A 15,280-nucleotide genomic window follows, 5' to 3' on the forward strand; every position below is an offset into this window, starting at 1 on the left:
GACCCTACAGCGCGACCCTGCGGCTCACAACCCGCAAGGCCCTGCCGCGACGGAATTTCTATTGCTCCGCCCGGGGCACCACCGGAACGGGGGCGCGACTCAGGCCAACGCCGCCCCGGCCGTCGCGAGCGCGTCCCAGAACAGCGTCGCCACCGTGAAATCCGCGCTCGTGCCCGGGTTGAGGCCGCGCGCCTTCATCGACGCGTCGAGGGCGAGGAGCGGTCCGGCCGGCGCCCTGGCGAGATCGATCCCGCGCGTGGCTTCCGCGACCTCCCGGCGAAGATCCTCGGCGGCATCGGCACCGGCCTTGCGGGCCACGTGGCTGTCCGGCACCGCCGTGAGGTAGGCGAGATGCACGGCGGTCGTGCACCAGGACGGATCGAGCCCCCGCCGCCGCGCCTCGGCGAGAGCCGGCAAGCCGATCGCCGGGATATCCGCGAAGCCGGTGACGTAGGCCCGGGCGATCCGGTCCCGGTCGGCGGCCTCCTGCATCGCGTCGCGGAGCGCATCGGGCGGGGCGGCGGCGACATCGTGCCGGGCGGCCCGGCCGAGGCCGCCGGGATTGGCGATCCGAATCGCGGCGAAGACCGCTTCGGAATCGGCGCGGTCGAGGGCGTCCAGGACCGCCCCGAGCGTCTGCCCGCGCTCCGCCGCCGCCGCCAGCGGAGCGCAGAGCAGCAGGATGCCGAGATTGGTGTTCTGTCCGACCGCCGCCATCGTCGCGGCGATTCCGGCGCGGACCCGTGCGCCGACTCCGGCCCCGGCCTGTGCCAGAGCCGGTGCGGAGACCTCGGCGCTGGTGACGAAATCGGTCACCACCATGCGGTGCCCCGCCGCGAAGGCGTGGACGTTGCCGGGCTTGAGGGCGTCGAGTTCGGCGCGGCAAGCGGCCCGGTAGACCGTCCCGATCAGCGCCGGATCGAGCCGGGTCATGCCACCACGCGCCGCGGACGGCTGGCGCTGCGGACGGCGGCGAGGAACCCGCGGACGATTGCGGCGGCGATGTCGGTCTCGCAGACGGTCTGCAGCCCCGACCAGGCCGGCATGGAATTCACCTCCAGGATCGAAAAACCGCCCTCCCCGTCCTCGACGAGGTCGATTCCGGAATAGGCCACCCCGACCGCGCCGGCCGCCGCCTCCGCAAGCTCGGCGGCGGAGCGCGGCAACGCCCAGGGCAGCGGCCGCCCCCCCCTGTGGACGTTGGTGATCCAGCCGTCGCCCTCGCGGATCATGCCGGCGACCGCCCGGCCGTCGCAGACGAACACCCGGTAATCGCGCCACAGGCCGTCCCGGCGCGGCATGTAGCGCTGCAGGTAATAGACCCGCGCCACCGCCTCCTCGTCGGGGAGATCCTCCGGTCGCTCGATCAGGGCGAGCCCCTCCCCCTGCGAGCCGAACAGCGGCTTGAGGACGAGCGGCGCCCCCGGCCGGGCCTCGGCGGCGACCAGGGCGGCGGCGGCCTCGCGCTTCGAGAACACCCAAGTGGCGGGTGTCGGCAGGCCGGCCCGGGCGATGAGCAGCGAGGTGGCCGCCTTGTCCACGGAGCGCTCGATGGCGGTGGGGGCGTTCCAGACGGTGACGCCCGCCGCGACGAGGGCATGGAGGACGCCGAGGCGCATGGTTGTCGCCTCGAAGGTGCCCCCCGCGATCGTGCGCATCAGCACGCCATCCGGAAGCGCGTCGGGGAAACCCGGGACCCGGAGCGGCTCGCCGCGACCGGTGACGATGGCCACGTCGGCGAGCGAGAACAGAACCGGTTCGACACCCTGCGCCTGCAGGGCCGCCAGCAGCCGGTTCTTGTGCCAGGTGCCGTTATCGGCGGCGAGCCCGATGCGCATGGGGGGCCTGATCGTCACGGGAGAGACTGGTTTGCAGGGGTGGGCCCGGCGGGGTTGCCGCGCGCGGGTCCTCTCTGCCGGAGGGAGTGGACCCAGGTCGGGTGGGCGCATTTCATAGGCAGGTCCGATCCGCGCAAGCCTTGCCTTCTGACAGGCGCACCGCGCTTTCCTCCCCTTGCGGGGAGGAAAAATGCGCTGTGTGTCAATGGCTTGATGCCGGGCGGTCCCGATGCGTAAGTCCCATAGTCCGCAGGGGGTTAGGGAGACGGGCCGCGGTGGCCGTGCCCCCTCTCGCGCCGCCCCGAATCGGGAGGCGGCGCGCAAGGCGCCTCAGGTGAAGGACGCATCCACCAGCGTCGGCTCCAGGCGCCCGCCGCGATAGGTGGCGCCGGAGCGGATCGACGTGACGATCGCCTCGGCCGGCGAGAACAGGGCGCCGTCGATCTTGTAGAAGTCGCCGTTCACCCGGCCGAAGATCTCGGCGAAGGGGGCGCCGTGATCGCTCGAGGTCGTGGACGGCAGCTGCTCGGCGAGCTGGCGGGCGTCCGCGTCGTCCGCGTCCACGAACAGCTGGACGCGGCCGCCGTAGATGATCGCGTCGTTGGTCCGGCCCATCGCCTTGATGAAGTCCGGATGCGGCGGCGAGAGCGGTGCCGAGCCGATCCCGTCCACGATGGCGTGCAGGTCGAAGCCGACCGTGTGGGCCTTGTGGAGCGCCACCTCCAGCACCCGGGCAACCACCTGGGTCGAGCCGGCGAGGCTCTGGGTCGGGGCGAAGATGAAGGTCAGGTCCTCGGGCCGCAGGCCGGACGCCTCGGCGACCTTGGCGACGACGCTGTCGGGCGGCCCGCCGGCCGCCTCGAGCACCAGGGCCGTCCGGGTGGCGGAGTCGCGGTAGCCGAGTTCCTGGTACAGGTCCTCGACGGCCGCCACCGCCCGGCCCGGGCCCGAGCCCAGGGCGAAGAATCCGGAGTCACCCCCCTCGTCGGCGAGGCTCCAGCCCGCATACTGGCTTCCGAGGCAGGCGAGCACCGGATCGGCGGCATGCACCGTCACCGAGTACGGCCAGGAGGCGATCGGCCCGCTCGGGGCGATGGTCACGGTGCCGAGGCCGCCGAGGCAGATTTCGGCGATGCGCCGCCCGGCCTCGATCGACCCCCTCGCCTGCGCGCCGGCATCAACCATGCGGGCGCCCCCGGCCGCCTGCGACACGGAAAGACGCAGGGTTGCGGCGTCGGCCACGAACCGCTCGATCAGCGGCGCCGAGAGCGCGTTGACGCTGGGATAGGATTGGCTGGCACTCATCACAGGGCTTCCTCGGGATGTGTTTTCTTCGCCGCGTGGACGGCCCGCAGGCGCGCCGTTCGCGTCTCCAACAGGGCGAGCACCTCCGCCCGGTCCGCGCCTTCGGCCAGCACCGTGCAGAGCGGCGCGTCGCGGCGGACCGCCGAGCCGGGGCACGGGCGGTCGCGCGCGTAGTCCGGCCAAGCGAGGAGCGGGACAGGCGCAAGCTCCCGATCGGCGTAACAGATCTGCGCGGCCGCTGCACCCGCCGGCTGCGGGCCGGGATCCGGCATCGCGCCGAGACAGGCCGCGATATGGGCGGCCAGCAGCGGCGTCGCGCTTCGGTCGAGGATGTCGAGCGTCGCCCCGGGGCGGGGATTGATCTCGGTGAGCCACCAGTCCGACCCATCGACCAGCACGTCGCCGCTGCCGAGCCCCTTCAGCCCGGTCGCGGCGACGATCCGCGCGATGCCCGCTGCGATCGCCCCCACCATCTCGGTCGGGAGCGCTGGAGGCTCCCCGGCGCCCCGGACGAGTGCGCCGCCGTAGCGATAGGGCCGGATCGGCGTGGGGGCGCACCATTGCTCGGTGACGGCGAGGATCCGGATCGTGCGGCCATCGGCCAGGAAGTTCAGGGCGTGGGGCCGGCCCGGGACGCGGGCCTGGAGATAGTGTCCGTCCGGCGCCGGCGACCGGGGGGCCGGGCGGATGTGGCTCCCGCCGCTGCCGCCCGCCCGCTTGAGCAACCAGGCGCCCGGCTCCGGCGGCGGCTCCCGGCGCACAGCCGGGTGCGGTACGCCGAGGCGTTCGCACAGGGCCGCGAAGGCGAAGGGATCCTTGAGCGCCGCCACGGTGCCGGCTCCGGCTCCGATCAGCCGATGCCGCCGGGCAAGACGCTCGATCAGGCCGGGCGCGTCCTCGAAGCCGCTGCCGAGCACGAGGCCGATCGGACGGGGCGCGGCCTCCGCGAGGGCCCCGATCGCCGCCAGCGTCGCCCCGGCGGCGGGCGCCGCGCCGAACCGGCCCGGCAGTGGCCGGTAGCCTTCAGCAAGGGCCAGCGTGTCGGAATCGCCGAACAGGTCCGCCACGTAGGGGCGCAGCCCGGCGCGCCGGGCCGCCTCGGCCAGGGCGCGCCCGGCCTGGGCGGCGATCAGGATCGCCTCCGCCATCCGGGTCGGGCTAGCCGGCGATCTCGACGGCGAGGCTGTAGGCGTCGCGGAAGTCGAGGCAGAGCGGCGTGTCGGCGGCGAGCATCCGGTCGAACAGGCGCCGCTGCGTCTGATACTTGACGTTGCCCACCGCGAGCGCCCCGATGCCCACGCCCTTGCCGGTGGGCAGCGGTACGTCCACGGCGTTGACGTCGATCCCCGCGATCCCCGCGGGGGGCACGGCGTTCACGTCCGACGCGACGAGGAGCTTCGGCGCCGACTCGAGATCCTCCGCCGTGAGGATCGGGATGCCCGCCGGGCCGGCCGACAGGATCACGTCGGCGTCGCGGATCGCGGCGCGGCGATCGTCCGGGGTCGTGCCGTCGACGGCGCCGACCTCGATGCCGAAGCGCCACTTCATGGTGAAGGCGATCTTCGAGACGCGCTCCTCGCCGTCGTGGCCGACGAGGACGGTCGTGGCCCCCTGCAGGGCGCCGATCACCGCGGCGACATAGGCGACCACGCCGGCCCCGCCGAAGATCACGATGCGCTTGCCGGTGAGATCCGTGTTGAATCGCTGCCGCAGGGCGCGGGAGACCTGGGCCACCATGGCGGCGCCGGTGGTGAACGAGCCCGCCGGGTCGGCGAAGACATGGTTGACGAAGGGCGGCACGAAGGCCTTCTTGGCGCGGTCGACCATGTCGAGGGCGTCCTCGGCGTTCTTGCCGCCGATGAAGATGCCCGTGCGGGTGCCGTCGGCCGGAGCGCGCGAGAAGATCGAATCCTGCGTGAGCGAGACCACGTCGGCGAGGCTGACCTCCGTGTAGGTCACCACCGTCTCGAATCCGGCATCCACGGCCATGTTCACGTCGAACGGGCTCATGTGCCGGAGCGGCGTCAGCATGTGGAGGATCGAGCGGGCCATGGAATCCTCGTTCGGCTTGCGACGGATGTGCCTGCGCACCGTCCAAACCCGGAGCGGCCCCCCGGGTCAAGTCCGGGCTGGGGGCTCAGCGCGGTCCGGTCACCGAAGCGCCGCTGTTGCGGCCCCGGGCGATGATGAATCGCAACGGACCACCCCGGTCGAGGCTCGCCACCAGGGCGCGGGCCTCGGCCTCGGACGGAACCAGCGCGAAGCCCGTGGGCCCCCAGGAGGACTGGCCGTAGCCCGGGACACCCTGCGCGGCTACGCTGGACAGGGCCTGCGCCACCGCGGCGCTGGCATAGCGGCCGCCCTGGTGCGGGGCGAAGTGATCGCCGATCAGGTCCTGGATCCGCGTGATCCCCGCGCCGAAGCCCTGCGGCTCGGCCAGAGCCAAGGCGGGCAGGATCTGCATCAGCGCGATCCGGCAGATCTCCGCCGCCTGGGCTTCCGGGAATCGCGGCAGGTTGCGGAACGCCTCGACCTCGCGGGTGCCGTGCACGCCGGACATGCTCGGATCGAGGATGAGGACGATCCGCCAGGCGTCCGGATAGGCGAGCCGCGCGATCACCGGAGGCGGGCCCCCGTCCGCCCCGCGACCGCCGTCGACGATCAGGCCGCCTTCCGTGAAGGCGCAGAGCCCGACGCCGGACCGGTTGCCCCGGTCCAGGGTCGCCGCGAAGGTCTCTGGCGCGAAGGGCTCGCCGGTCAGGCGCGCCATCGCGGCCGCGACCGACAGGGCGAGCTGCGTGCCGGAGCCGAAACCGGCATGGGCCGGGATGACCCGCTCGACCGTGATCGCCACATCCGCGCCGCGCCCGAGATGGGCGGCGGCGGCCCGGGCGTAGCCGCGCACACGCTCGGCCTCGGGACCCTCCACCGCCAGATGCGCGGACCTGCGGGCGGTCAGCGCGAGGGCGGGCGCGTCGATGGCAAGCCCGATGCTGCCGAAGCGGCGGCCCAGGCCTCCGTGCAGGTCCAGGAAGCCGAAATGCAGGCGGGCCGGTGCCTCGACCCGCACGGCGCCGTCCGCCGCCAGCCTGTTCCGTTCGGGGACCCCGCCCAACACAATACCCTCGAATCCCGGCCCTCGAATCCCGCCGGCAGGCCGCATGATCGGCGCGCTTTTCACACGCGGCGCGGCGCCGGGGCAACGGGAACGGCGAGGTCGAATGACTCGACCCCCTTGCCGCGGTGCGCGGATGAATGCAAACCTAGGCCCGCGACGGCGCGCCGAGCTTGCCGCCTGCCCGGACCTGCCGGGCGGACGCGCCATTCCGATTCGGTGGGTAACCCTCGTCCTGAGGTGGACCCGCTTCGTCCGGTCTTACGGCCGTCGCCCGCTCCGAAACCAAGCAAGAACGTTGCGAGAGGGAGCATGGCAGCCTGGGTGAAGGGTGGCGCGACGGGCGCGGACACCGCCATCGAGGCGGCCGCAGCCCTGCTCGCCAAAGCGCGCGCGCCGGTGATCGCCGGCCTCAGCGCCGATGTCGCCGCGATCCGTGCGGCTTACGATCTCGCGGGGCGCATCGGCGCCTCCGTCGACACCGCCGGATCGTTCGGGACCTACGCCGAGCTCGGCGCTCTGAGCCGGGTCGGCGCCCTGACCACGACCCCCGCCGAGGCCGTCGGACGCGCCGACGTGGTGCTGGTGGTCGGCGCCGCGCCCTGGCAGGCGTCGCTTCTCGAGCGTCTGATCGACGCCACGCCGACGCGTGGCCGCGCCGCCGGATCGGAGCGCGCGTTCCTCGCGCTCGGCGCGAACGCCACCGCGTCGCTGGCCTGGCCGGCCGAGGGTGGCCTGCCTGAGGCCGTCGGCGTACTGCGCGCCTATGCCCGCGACCATCTCGCCGGCGACGCGCTGCCGGGCCAGATCGCCGCCCGGCTCGCCGCCGCCCAGTACGGCGTCCTGCTCTACGACCCCGCCGAACTCGGCGAGGCCGGTATCGAGATGCTCCAGGGCCTCGCCATGGCGTTGAGCGAGACCACGCGCTGCTTCACCCTCGCCGTCGGCGGCGTCGGGCAGGACCGGGCCGTGGTGCCGGTCTCGGCATGGCTGACCGGCCAGGCGCCGCGCAGCGGTTTCGGACGCCGCGTGCCCGAGCACGATCCCTGGCGGTTCGACGCCGCACGGCAGGTCGCCGCCGGTGAGGCCGATGCCGTCCTCTGGCTCGCCGCCGTGCCGGTGGCGCGGCCGGATTGGCTGTCGGTGGTCCCGTCCGTAGCCCTGGTGGCGGAGGCCGAGGCGCAGGCCGCAGAGGTGGTGATTTCGGTCGGCCAACCTGGCCGCGACCATGGCGGCGTGCTGTGGAACGAGCAGCGCGCCGCGCTGACCTTCTGGCCGGCCTCGGCGCCGTCGGATGTGCCGTCGGCCGCGTCGGTGCTGGGCGCCCTCACGGAGCGTCTCGCCGCGGGTCACGCGGCATCGAGGAGTGAACCCGCATGCTGAGCGTGATCCGGGGCGGGCGCGTCGTCGATCCGACCGCGTCCCGCGATTCCGTCGGTGACGTCTGGATCGAGGACGGACACGTCGTCGACCCGCAGAGCCGCGCGCCCGACGCGGTGATCGACGCGGCCGGCTGCGTGGTGATGGCCGGTGGCGTCGAGGTGCATTCGCATATCGCCGGCGGCAACGTGATCACCTCGCGGCTGCTGTTGCCGGACCTCTACGTGAGTGAGGCGGCGCCCGAGGGACATCCCTTCGCCCATGCGGGCGGGGCGGCGGCCTGGATCGGCTCCACCTACGCGCGGATGGGCTACACGACGGCCGTCGAGCCCGCGATGCCGCCGACCCATGCGCTCGGGACCCAGCTCGAGCTCGCCGACATCCCGCTGCTCGACCGCGGCGCCCTCACGGTGATGGGCAACGACGACCAGCTCCTCCAGCTGCTCCGCGAGCGCCAGGGTGGGAATGCCGTGCGCGACCTCGTGGCGCTCTCGGTCGCGCAGTCGCGCGGCCTCGGGGTGAAGTGCATCAACGCGGGCGGGGCGTCGGCCTTCAAGGACGGGGCGCTGCGCCTGTCGCTGGACGACGAGATCCCTTGCTACGGCCTCTCGACGCGGCAGATCATGGGCTCGCTCCTCGACGCGGTCGAGGAGATCGGCGTCCCGCACCCGCTTCACGTCCACTGCAACAACCTGGGCCTGCCCGGGGCGGACGACAGCTTCATGGCGACCCTCGATGCGGCGGAAGGCCGGCGCATCCACTTCGCCCACGCCCAGTTCTACGCCTACGGCGCCGTCGATCCGGCCAATCCGGGGACCGGCGGGTTCCGGTCGGCGGCCGAGCGGATCGCGCAGGCGATCACCGACAATCCGAACGCCACCCTCGATATCGGGCAGATCGTGTTCGGCCAGACCGTGACCGTGTCCCTCGACATCCTGCGGCAGTTCGCCGGGCGGAAGGGTGCGAAGCCGAAGAAGTGGGTGCTGAACGCCGGCGATGCGGAGGGCGGCGGCGTGGTGCCGTTCCTCTACAGACCCCGGGGTCCGACAAGCTCGCTGCAATGGGCGATCGGCCTGGAAATCATGTTGCTCTCCACGGACCCAGAGCGGACGATCCTGACCACGGACCACCCGAACGGCGGGCCGTTCACCCAGTACCCGCGGATCATTCACCTGCTGATGGACAAGTCGGAGCGTGACCGCGAGATCGCGACCCTGCCCGGTGTCGTGGGTGAGCGCTCGAGCCTGCCCGGCCTCGAGCGCGAGTACACGCTCTCGGAGATCGCGCAGCTGACCCGGTCCGGACCGGCCAAGCTTCTGGGGCTCGCCGACCGCGGGCACCTGCGGGCCGGCGCCCGGGCGGACGTCGCGGTCTACCGGGACGACACCGACCGCACCGCCATGTTCACGGCCGCGAAGCTCGTCCTCAAGGATGGCGTGCCGATCGTCGAGGACGGCGAGGTGGTGGAGTGGCGTGCGGGCCGCACCCTGTCGCTGGCCGTCGAGTCGGACCGGGCCATGGCGACGCGCGCCGATGCCTATCTGACGGAGCGGTTCGGCGCGGGTCTCGACAGCTTCGCCGTGCCGGACGCGGCGTTCGGCGAGGGCACGGAGACCTTCGAGGCGGTGCCATGCCGGGTTTGATGAACGCAACCTTCCCTCCCCCCTTTGCGGGGGAGGGTACCCTGCGTAGCAGAGGGGGAGAGGGGCAGCGCCGCACTGCGGGTTTCTGCTCGTGGCTCGACCTCTCCGGAAGCCGGGTTCCCCTCTCCCGACCCCTGCTGACGCAGGGGCCACCCTCCCCCGCAGAGGGGGGAGGGCCAGGGCCGTCGCGGAAGTCCACAAACAATGTCTGACCTCTCCCTCAACGGCATTCCGGTCGTCGATACCTTCGCGGAGGCGTTCGACGTGGCCGGCACCGCCATCGTCGTCACCAACGACACCGCGAAGTGGGCGATGATCGCCGCGACCACCATGACCGGCTTCGCCACGTCGGTGATCGGCTGCGGCGCCGAGGCGGGGATCGACGCCGAGCTGTCCCCCGAGGAGACTCCGGACGGCCGTCCGGGCGTGCGCATCCTGCTGTTCGGCTTCGAGCCGAACGGCCTGAAGGAGCAACTGATCAAGCGGGTCGGCCAGTGCATCCTGACTTGTCCCGGCACGGCCTGCTACGCGGGCGTCGAGGGTCCGACCAAGATCAAGCTCGGCGGCGCCATCCGCTATTTCGGCGACGGGTTCGCGGTGGCCAAGCGCCTGCCGGACGCCTCCGGCAAGGCGCGGCGCTACTGGCGCATCCCGGTGATGGACGGCGAGTTCCTGTGCGAGGATTCCGTCCGCGCCGTGGACGGTGCGGTCGGCGGCGGCAACCTGCTGTTCCTCGGCCGGACCCATGCCGAGACGCTCAAGGTGGCCGAGATCGCCGTGGAGGCCGCCAAGGCGGTGCCCGGGGCGATCCTGCCCTTCCCCGGAGGGATCGTGCGCTCGGGTTCGAAGGTCGGTGGGCGGACCAAAGGCATGATGGCCTCGACCAATGACGCCTATTGCCCGACCCTGAAGGGCCGTGCCGGCTCGGCGCTCCCCGCGGAATGCGGCGTGGTGCTGGAGATCGTGATCGACGCCCTGACCTCGCAGGGCGTGTCCGATTCGATGCGGGCCGGCCTGCACGCGGCGACCGAGATCGGCGGCCGGCACGGGCTGGTCGCCGTGACGGCTGGCAATTACGGCGGCAATCTCGGCCGCCACCACTATCACCTGCGCGACATGATCGCGCGCGACGATTCCAAGTCGGAGGGCTGAGCCGTGAGCACCCTCACCCTGCGTGCGGAGCCGCCCGAGCGGCTCGACTTTCTCAACATCAATCCGCTCGCCCTGCGGGGCCTCTCTCAGGGCGAGGCCGAGCGCCTGGAGGTCGGGACCACCCGGACCGGCGTGCGCCTCGGCGACTGCTTCGCGGTCGCCCTCGACGGCTCCGACAGCCTGACCATCGAGGGCGGTCACGAGCGCCTGGACCGGGTCGGCGCATCCCTGTCCGCGGGTACGATCCGGGTGACCGGCGATGTCGGCCAGCGCCTCGGCGCGGGCATGGCCGGCGGCAGCCTGACGGTCACCGGCCATGCCGGCCCCTACGCGGCCTCCGGCGCCACCGGCGGCACGATCACGGTAGAGGGCGATGCCGGCGACTATGCGGGCGGCGCGGTCTACGCGGCCAAGGCGGGGCTCGACGGGGCGACGCTGATCATCCGCGGCACTGCGGGGGCGCATCTCGGCGACCGGATGCGGCGCGGGACGATCGTGGCCGGCCGCGCCGGCGCCTTCGCGGGCTCGCGCATGATCGCCGGCACCCTGGCGGCGCTCGCCGTCGGCGATCACCCGGGTCTCGGCATGCGCCGCGGCACGCTGGTGGTCGGCGCGCATGGGCGGATGGCGCAGACCTTCGTGGAGACCGGCGCGCACGATCTCGTGTTCCTGCGCCTGCTGGCGACGGCCCTGCGCGGTCTCAGCCCGGAACACGCTGCGCTCCTCGGCCGGCCCCTGCGGCGCTACTCGGGCGACCTCGCCACCATCGCAAAGGGTGAGATCTGGGTCGCGGCCTGACGCCGCCTGGGCAAGGGGCGTGAACGCGCTTTATGCTCCCCCGCAAGCCGGCCCGTACGAGGCCGGCATTGCGGGACACGCCCATGCTGCTGCTGCTGTCGGTCTGCCTCGTCGCCCAGCCCTCGACCTGCCGCGAGGACCGGATCGAGATGTCCTTCGAGGCTTCGAGCCCCTTCGTGTGCCTGCGCAACTCGCAGAGCGCACTGGCGACGTGGCAGGCGTCGCATCCCGAATGGCACGTCGAGCGCTGGCGCTGCGCCGCCAAGGGCAGCGTGCCGAAGGACCTGTGACGGCGCCTTGGTTCCCCGGCCGGGGGGTGACATGCTCGCCCGCGCCATGAGAGCGGGACCGGAACCATGCGCTCGCTGAAGGTCCGCTTCGCGCTGCTGCTGGGCGGCACCGCCATCGTGGTCGTGCTGGCCGCCGCCGCGGCGCTGACGGCGATCGGTGCGGCCGAGCGCACGGTCGATCGGACCCTCGCGGCCCAGCGCCGGCTGGAACTGCTGGCCGAATTGTCCGGCCGCCTCACACAGTTCGGCCTCGCGGCCGTGGAGACCGTGGGCAATCCCGACGGCCAGCCCGAGGCGATGGCCATCGCCCGCGACAACGCCGACCGCGCCCTCAGGACCGTCGACGAGGCCCTGGCGACGAGTTTCCCGCCGAGCGACGATCCGGCCGACCGGATGCAATACGCCGCGCGGACGCGCCCGATGGCGCAGCTGCGCGCGGCCCGCGCCGTCCTGGACCGTCAGGTCGCCTTGATCAGCCGCCAATCCGATTCCGAGAAGCGCCAGGATTCGATCAAGGGGGCGCTCAATGGCTTCGGCGCCATGACGGGTCAGCCCCTGTCGTTCCTGATCGAGGCGGAGCGGCGCAGCATGGCGCTCGGCTCCGAGCAGGCCCGGGCCCTCTCCGAGCGCCTGCGCCTGGCTGCCGCGGCTGCGGTGATGGCAGCCCTGGTCCTGCTGGCGATCCTCTATCGCGGCGTCACCCGGCCGACCCTGGCCCGGATCGAGGAGGTCCGCCGGGCGGCGAGCGCCATCGGGCACGGCGCCCTCGACACCCGCCTGTCCGTGGCCACCCGGGACGAGCTCGGCCTGCTGATGACCAACGTCAACCGCATGGCGGCGCGGCTCGCCCGGCGGGAATCGCGGGTCGTGGCCGATCGGGCGGCGCTGGAGGATACGGTGGCGGCCCGGACCGCGGACCTGCGCGCCGCCAATGCCCGCCTCGAGGCGGTCGACCAGTCGCGGCGGCGCTTTTTCGCCGATGTCAGCCACGAATTGCGCACGCCGCTCACCGTCATCCTGGGCGAGTGCGACCTCGCCCTGCGTGGCGCCACCCGCGGTGCCGATCCCGGGCCGGTCTTCGCCACGATCAAGAAGCGTGCGCAGCGCCTGAAGCTGCGCGTCGAGGACTTGCTGCGCGTCGCCCGCTCGGAGACCGGCGAGATCGCCTTCGACAAGCGCCCGCTCGGGCTCGCCCTGGTGCTGTCGGAGGCGGTGGACAACATGGCCTCCGAGGCCGCCCGGCGGCGCGTGGCGCTGGCCCTCGATCCCGGGGATCGGGACGTGGAATGCCTGGCCGACCGCGAATGGATCCGCCAGACGGTGGAGAGTCTCGTGGACAATGCCCTGCGCCACGCAACCGGACGGACCCGGGTCGTGGTCGCCCTCGCGGCGGGACCCGGCCCGGTCGGACGGATCACCGTGACCGATGACGGGCCCGGCCTGGGTGCCACCGAGGCCGAGCTGTTCGAGCGCTTCCGGCGCGGCAAGGGGCCGAGCCCCGATGAGACCGGCTTCGGCATCGGCCTCGCCCTGGCGCGCTGGATCGTCGAGCAGCATGGCGGCACGATCCGGCTGGGGGGCGGTCCCGACGGGCGCGGCGCCCGCGTCACCCTGGACATTCCGGCGCTCGATCCGGCATGGGAGGCGGGCACGGCCGGGGACGCGGCCGGCGACGCGCAGGTGAGGGAGCCGGCCGCATGACGCGGATCCTGATCGTCGAGGATGACATCGACATCCGCGGCCTCCTGGCCCGCGGCCTGGAGGCGGAGGGTTTCGAGGTCGGGACCGCGGCCTGCGTCGACGAGGCGCTGAAGGCGGCGCACGATCCCGCCCCCGGAGCGATCCTCCTCGACATCAACCTGCCCGACGGGTCGGGCCACGATGTCTGCCGATCCCTGCGGGAGGGGGGCTTTCCCGGGGCGATCCTGTTCCTCTCCGCCCGGGACGAGATCCGGGACCGCGCCGAGGGGCTGGCGCTCGGCGCCGACGACTACATCGTCAAGCCGTTCGAGTTCGACGAGCTGGTGGCGCGCCTGCGCACGCATCTGATGCGGCGCGAGCAGGCGGAGGCGCCGCGCTCACGCATCGTCGCGGGCAAGCTGATGCTCGACCTCGACACCCGGCAGGCGATCTGCGGCGAGGCCAGCGCCCGCCTCACCCCCCGCGAGGCCGACCTCCTGGCCATGCTGATGGCGAGCATCGGCAAGCCCGTGTCCAGGGCGGAGATCTTCGACCGGCTCTGGGCCAGCCAGGGCGGCCTCTCCCTCAACGTGGTCGACGTCTATATCGGCTATCTGCGCTCGAAGATGGCCGATTTCGTCCGCTACGGCGGCCCCGGATTGGTCACCGTCCGCAGCAAGGGGTTCATGCTCGAACTGCGTGGACCTGACTTCCGTCAATGAGCGACTGTACTTAGGTCCTAATTGGCAGGGTTTCCTGCGGGTTTCCGGGTGTTTCGGAAGTGTCTCACGAAAAATTTGGGAGGATCCGGCAACTTCGTGCTTGAAGCGGACGCCTGAATCGCCGATACCGGTGCCGCGCCGGAAACGAGAGCGCCATCAGTGTCTTAGGGTCCTCTTAGGATTCGCCGGACACTCGGTGAGGATAACGCCAAGGAGAAACACCATGAAGTGGGCTGCCCCCGTCGTGTCCGAGATCTGCGTCGGCATGGAAGTGACGAGCTACGAGTCGGCCGAGATCGACACCTTTAACTGAGTTTCACGGGCCGGGGATCTCGGGAGCCGCACCATGCGCGTCGTGATCCTCGGTTCCGCGGCCGGCGGCGGCCTTCCTCAGTGGAATTGCCGCTGCCCCATCTGCACATTGGCGCGGTCCGAGCCGGACCGGGTGCGGCCCCGGACCCAGTCAAGCATCGCGGTCTCCGCGGACGGGTCGGATTGGCTGCTGATCAACGCCTCGCCGGATATCCGGCAGCAACTCTTCGACAATCCGGACATGCACCCGCGCGAGGGTCTGCGCCACTCGCCGATCCGGGCCGTCCTCCTGACGAATGGCGACGTCGACCACGTCGCGGGCCTTCTGACCCTGCGCGAGGGCCAGCCCTACACGCTCTACGCCACCAACGGCATCCTCGACTCGGTGAACGCCAACCGCGTCTTCGACGTGATGGCCGAGGGCGTGGTCGCCCGGCGGGCAATCGGCATGGACGAGCCCTTCGAGCCCCTGCTCGGGCTGTCGGTGACGCTCTTCCCGGTTCCCGGCAAGGTGCCGCTGTGGCTCGAGGACGAGACCATGGAGATCGGCGCCGAGACCGAGACCACGGTCGGCGCCCTGATCGAGGCGGGCGGGCGCCGCCTCGCCTACATCCCCGGCTGTGCCCGGGTGACGGACGGATTGCGCGCGCGCATCGCCGGCGTCGACGCCCTGCTGTTCGACGGCACCGTGCTGCACGACGACGATATGATCCGGGCCGGGGTTGGCACGAAGACCGGGTGGCGCATGGGGCACGTGCCGATGCGCGACGAGAACGGTGCCATCGACGCGCTGGCACAGGTCGAGATCGGGCGGCGCATCTTCGTGCACATCAACAACACCAATCCGGTGCTGGTCGAGGGATCCCCGGAGCGCAAGGACGTGGAGGCGGCAGGCTGGACGGTGGCCCATGACGGCCTGAGCTTGTCGCTGTAGGGCGGCCATTCGGTGGACACGGTTGCGACCCGTGATTTGCCTGAGGCACCCTCACCCTGAGGCGTCGGCGTCAGCGGGCCGCGAAAGAGGGTTCTTTCGCGGCCTGCCCCA

The 15,280-nt window shown here is 72.3% G+C and carries 15 protein-coding genes; 9 read left to right on the forward strand and 6 right to left on the reverse strand.

Annotated features, from left to right (window positions below; translation table 11 throughout):
• Positions 1-99: 99 nt before the first annotated feature.
• The 6 genes from AC3IF1_RS24170 to AC3IF1_RS24195 form a co-directional block, all read right to left on the reverse strand.
• Positions 100-933, reverse strand: coding sequence for a triphosphoribosyl-dephospho-CoA synthase (locus AC3IF1_RS24170; RefSeq protein WP_489219668.1), 834 nt, complete (start codon positions 931-933; stop codon positions 100-102).
• Entirely contained in the window at positions 930-1,838 is a 909-nt protein-coding gene (locus AC3IF1_RS24175) for an ATP-grasp domain-containing protein (RefSeq protein ID WP_489219669.1), read from the reverse strand. Before AC3IF1_RS24175 ends, AC3IF1_RS24170 begins: the two co-directional genes overlap by 4 nt.
• 330 nt (positions 1,839-2,168) lie before the next feature.
• Positions 2,169-3,143 carry a methenyltetrahydromethanopterin cyclohydrolase gene (gene mch, locus AC3IF1_RS24180; protein WP_489219671.1) on the reverse strand — a complete coding sequence of 325 codons (975 nt, stop codon included), beginning with the start codon at positions 3,141-3,143 and terminating at the stop codon, positions 2,169-2,171.
• On the reverse strand, positions 3,143-4,291 hold the full coding sequence (locus tag AC3IF1_RS24185) for an ATP-grasp domain-containing protein (protein WP_489219672.1): 1,149 nt from the start codon (positions 4,289-4,291) through the stop codon (positions 3,143-3,145). The genes mch and AC3IF1_RS24185 overlap by 1 nt, the downstream gene beginning before the upstream one ends.
• Before the next feature lie 10 nt (positions 4,292-4,301).
• On the reverse strand, positions 4,302-5,195 hold the full coding sequence (locus AC3IF1_RS24190; RefSeq protein ID WP_489219673.1) for an NAD(P)-dependent methylenetetrahydromethanopterin dehydrogenase: 894 nt from the start codon (positions 5,193-5,195) through the stop codon (positions 4,302-4,304).
• Positions 5,196-5,280: 85 nt separating this feature from the next.
• On the reverse strand, positions 5,281-6,258 hold the full coding sequence (locus AC3IF1_RS24195) for a beta-ribofuranosylaminobenzene 5'-phosphate synthase family protein (protein WP_489219674.1): 978 nt from the start codon (positions 6,256-6,258) through the stop codon (positions 5,281-5,283).
• A gap of 312 nt (positions 6,259-6,570) precedes the next feature.
• On the opposite strand from AC3IF1_RS24195, the gene AC3IF1_RS24200 reads away from it, so the two are divergent.
• The 9 genes from AC3IF1_RS24200 to pqqB all read left to right on the forward strand — a co-directional run bounded on the left by AC3IF1_RS24200 (position 6,571) and on the right by pqqB (position 15,169).
• Positions 6,571-7,641: a formyltransferase gene (locus tag AC3IF1_RS24200; RefSeq protein ID WP_489219675.1), complete on the forward strand. Its 1,071-nt coding sequence runs from the start codon at positions 6,571-6,573 to the stop codon at positions 7,639-7,641.
• Positions 7,635-9,281, forward strand: coding sequence for a formylmethanofuran dehydrogenase subunit A (locus AC3IF1_RS24205; RefSeq protein ID WP_489219676.1), 1,647 nt, complete (start codon positions 7,635-7,637; stop codon positions 9,279-9,281). Before AC3IF1_RS24200 ends, AC3IF1_RS24205 begins: the two co-directional genes overlap by 7 nt.
• Before the next feature lie 204 nt (positions 9,282-9,485).
• Positions 9,486-10,433, forward strand: coding sequence for a formylmethanofuran--tetrahydromethanopterin N-formyltransferase (gene fhcD / locus AC3IF1_RS24210; RefSeq protein WP_489219677.1), 948 nt, complete (start codon positions 9,486-9,488; stop codon positions 10,431-10,433).
• Positions 10,434-10,436: 3 nt separating this feature from the next.
• The gene (locus AC3IF1_RS24215) at positions 10,437-11,231 is read left to right on the forward strand and encodes a formylmethanofuran dehydrogenase subunit C (protein WP_489219678.1); all 795 of its coding nucleotides are present in this window, start codon (positions 10,437-10,439) and stop codon (positions 11,229-11,231) included.
• Between the two features lie 83 nt (positions 11,232-11,314).
• Positions 11,315-11,521: a hypothetical protein gene (locus AC3IF1_RS24220; RefSeq protein WP_489219679.1), complete on the forward strand. Its 207-nt coding sequence runs from the start codon at positions 11,315-11,317 to the stop codon at positions 11,519-11,521.
• A gap of 66 nt (positions 11,522-11,587) precedes the next feature.
• The gene (locus AC3IF1_RS24225) at positions 11,588-13,222 is read left to right on the forward strand and encodes a sensor histidine kinase (protein WP_243966811.1); all 1,635 of its coding nucleotides are present in this window, start codon (positions 11,588-11,590) and stop codon (positions 13,220-13,222) included.
• Positions 13,219-13,923, forward strand: coding sequence for a response regulator transcription factor (locus AC3IF1_RS24230; RefSeq protein WP_243966810.1), 705 nt, complete (start codon positions 13,219-13,221; stop codon positions 13,921-13,923). The genes AC3IF1_RS24225 and AC3IF1_RS24230 overlap by 4 nt, the downstream gene beginning before the upstream one ends.
• A gap of 223 nt (positions 13,924-14,146) precedes the next feature.
• Positions 14,147-14,236 carry a pyrroloquinoline quinone precursor peptide PqqA gene (gene pqqA, locus AC3IF1_RS24235; RefSeq protein ID WP_007564431.1) on the forward strand — a complete coding sequence of 30 codons (90 nt, stop codon included), beginning with the start codon at positions 14,147-14,149 and terminating at the stop codon, positions 14,234-14,236.
• A 33-nt stretch (positions 14,237-14,269) separates the two neighbouring features.
• Positions 14,270-15,169, forward strand: coding sequence for a pyrroloquinoline quinone biosynthesis protein PqqB (gene pqqB, locus AC3IF1_RS24240; RefSeq protein ID WP_489219680.1), 900 nt, complete (start codon positions 14,270-14,272; stop codon positions 15,167-15,169).
• Positions 15,170-15,280: the final 111 nt, after the last annotated feature.

This window comes from Methylobacterium sp. E-012, from assembly GCF_057836545.1.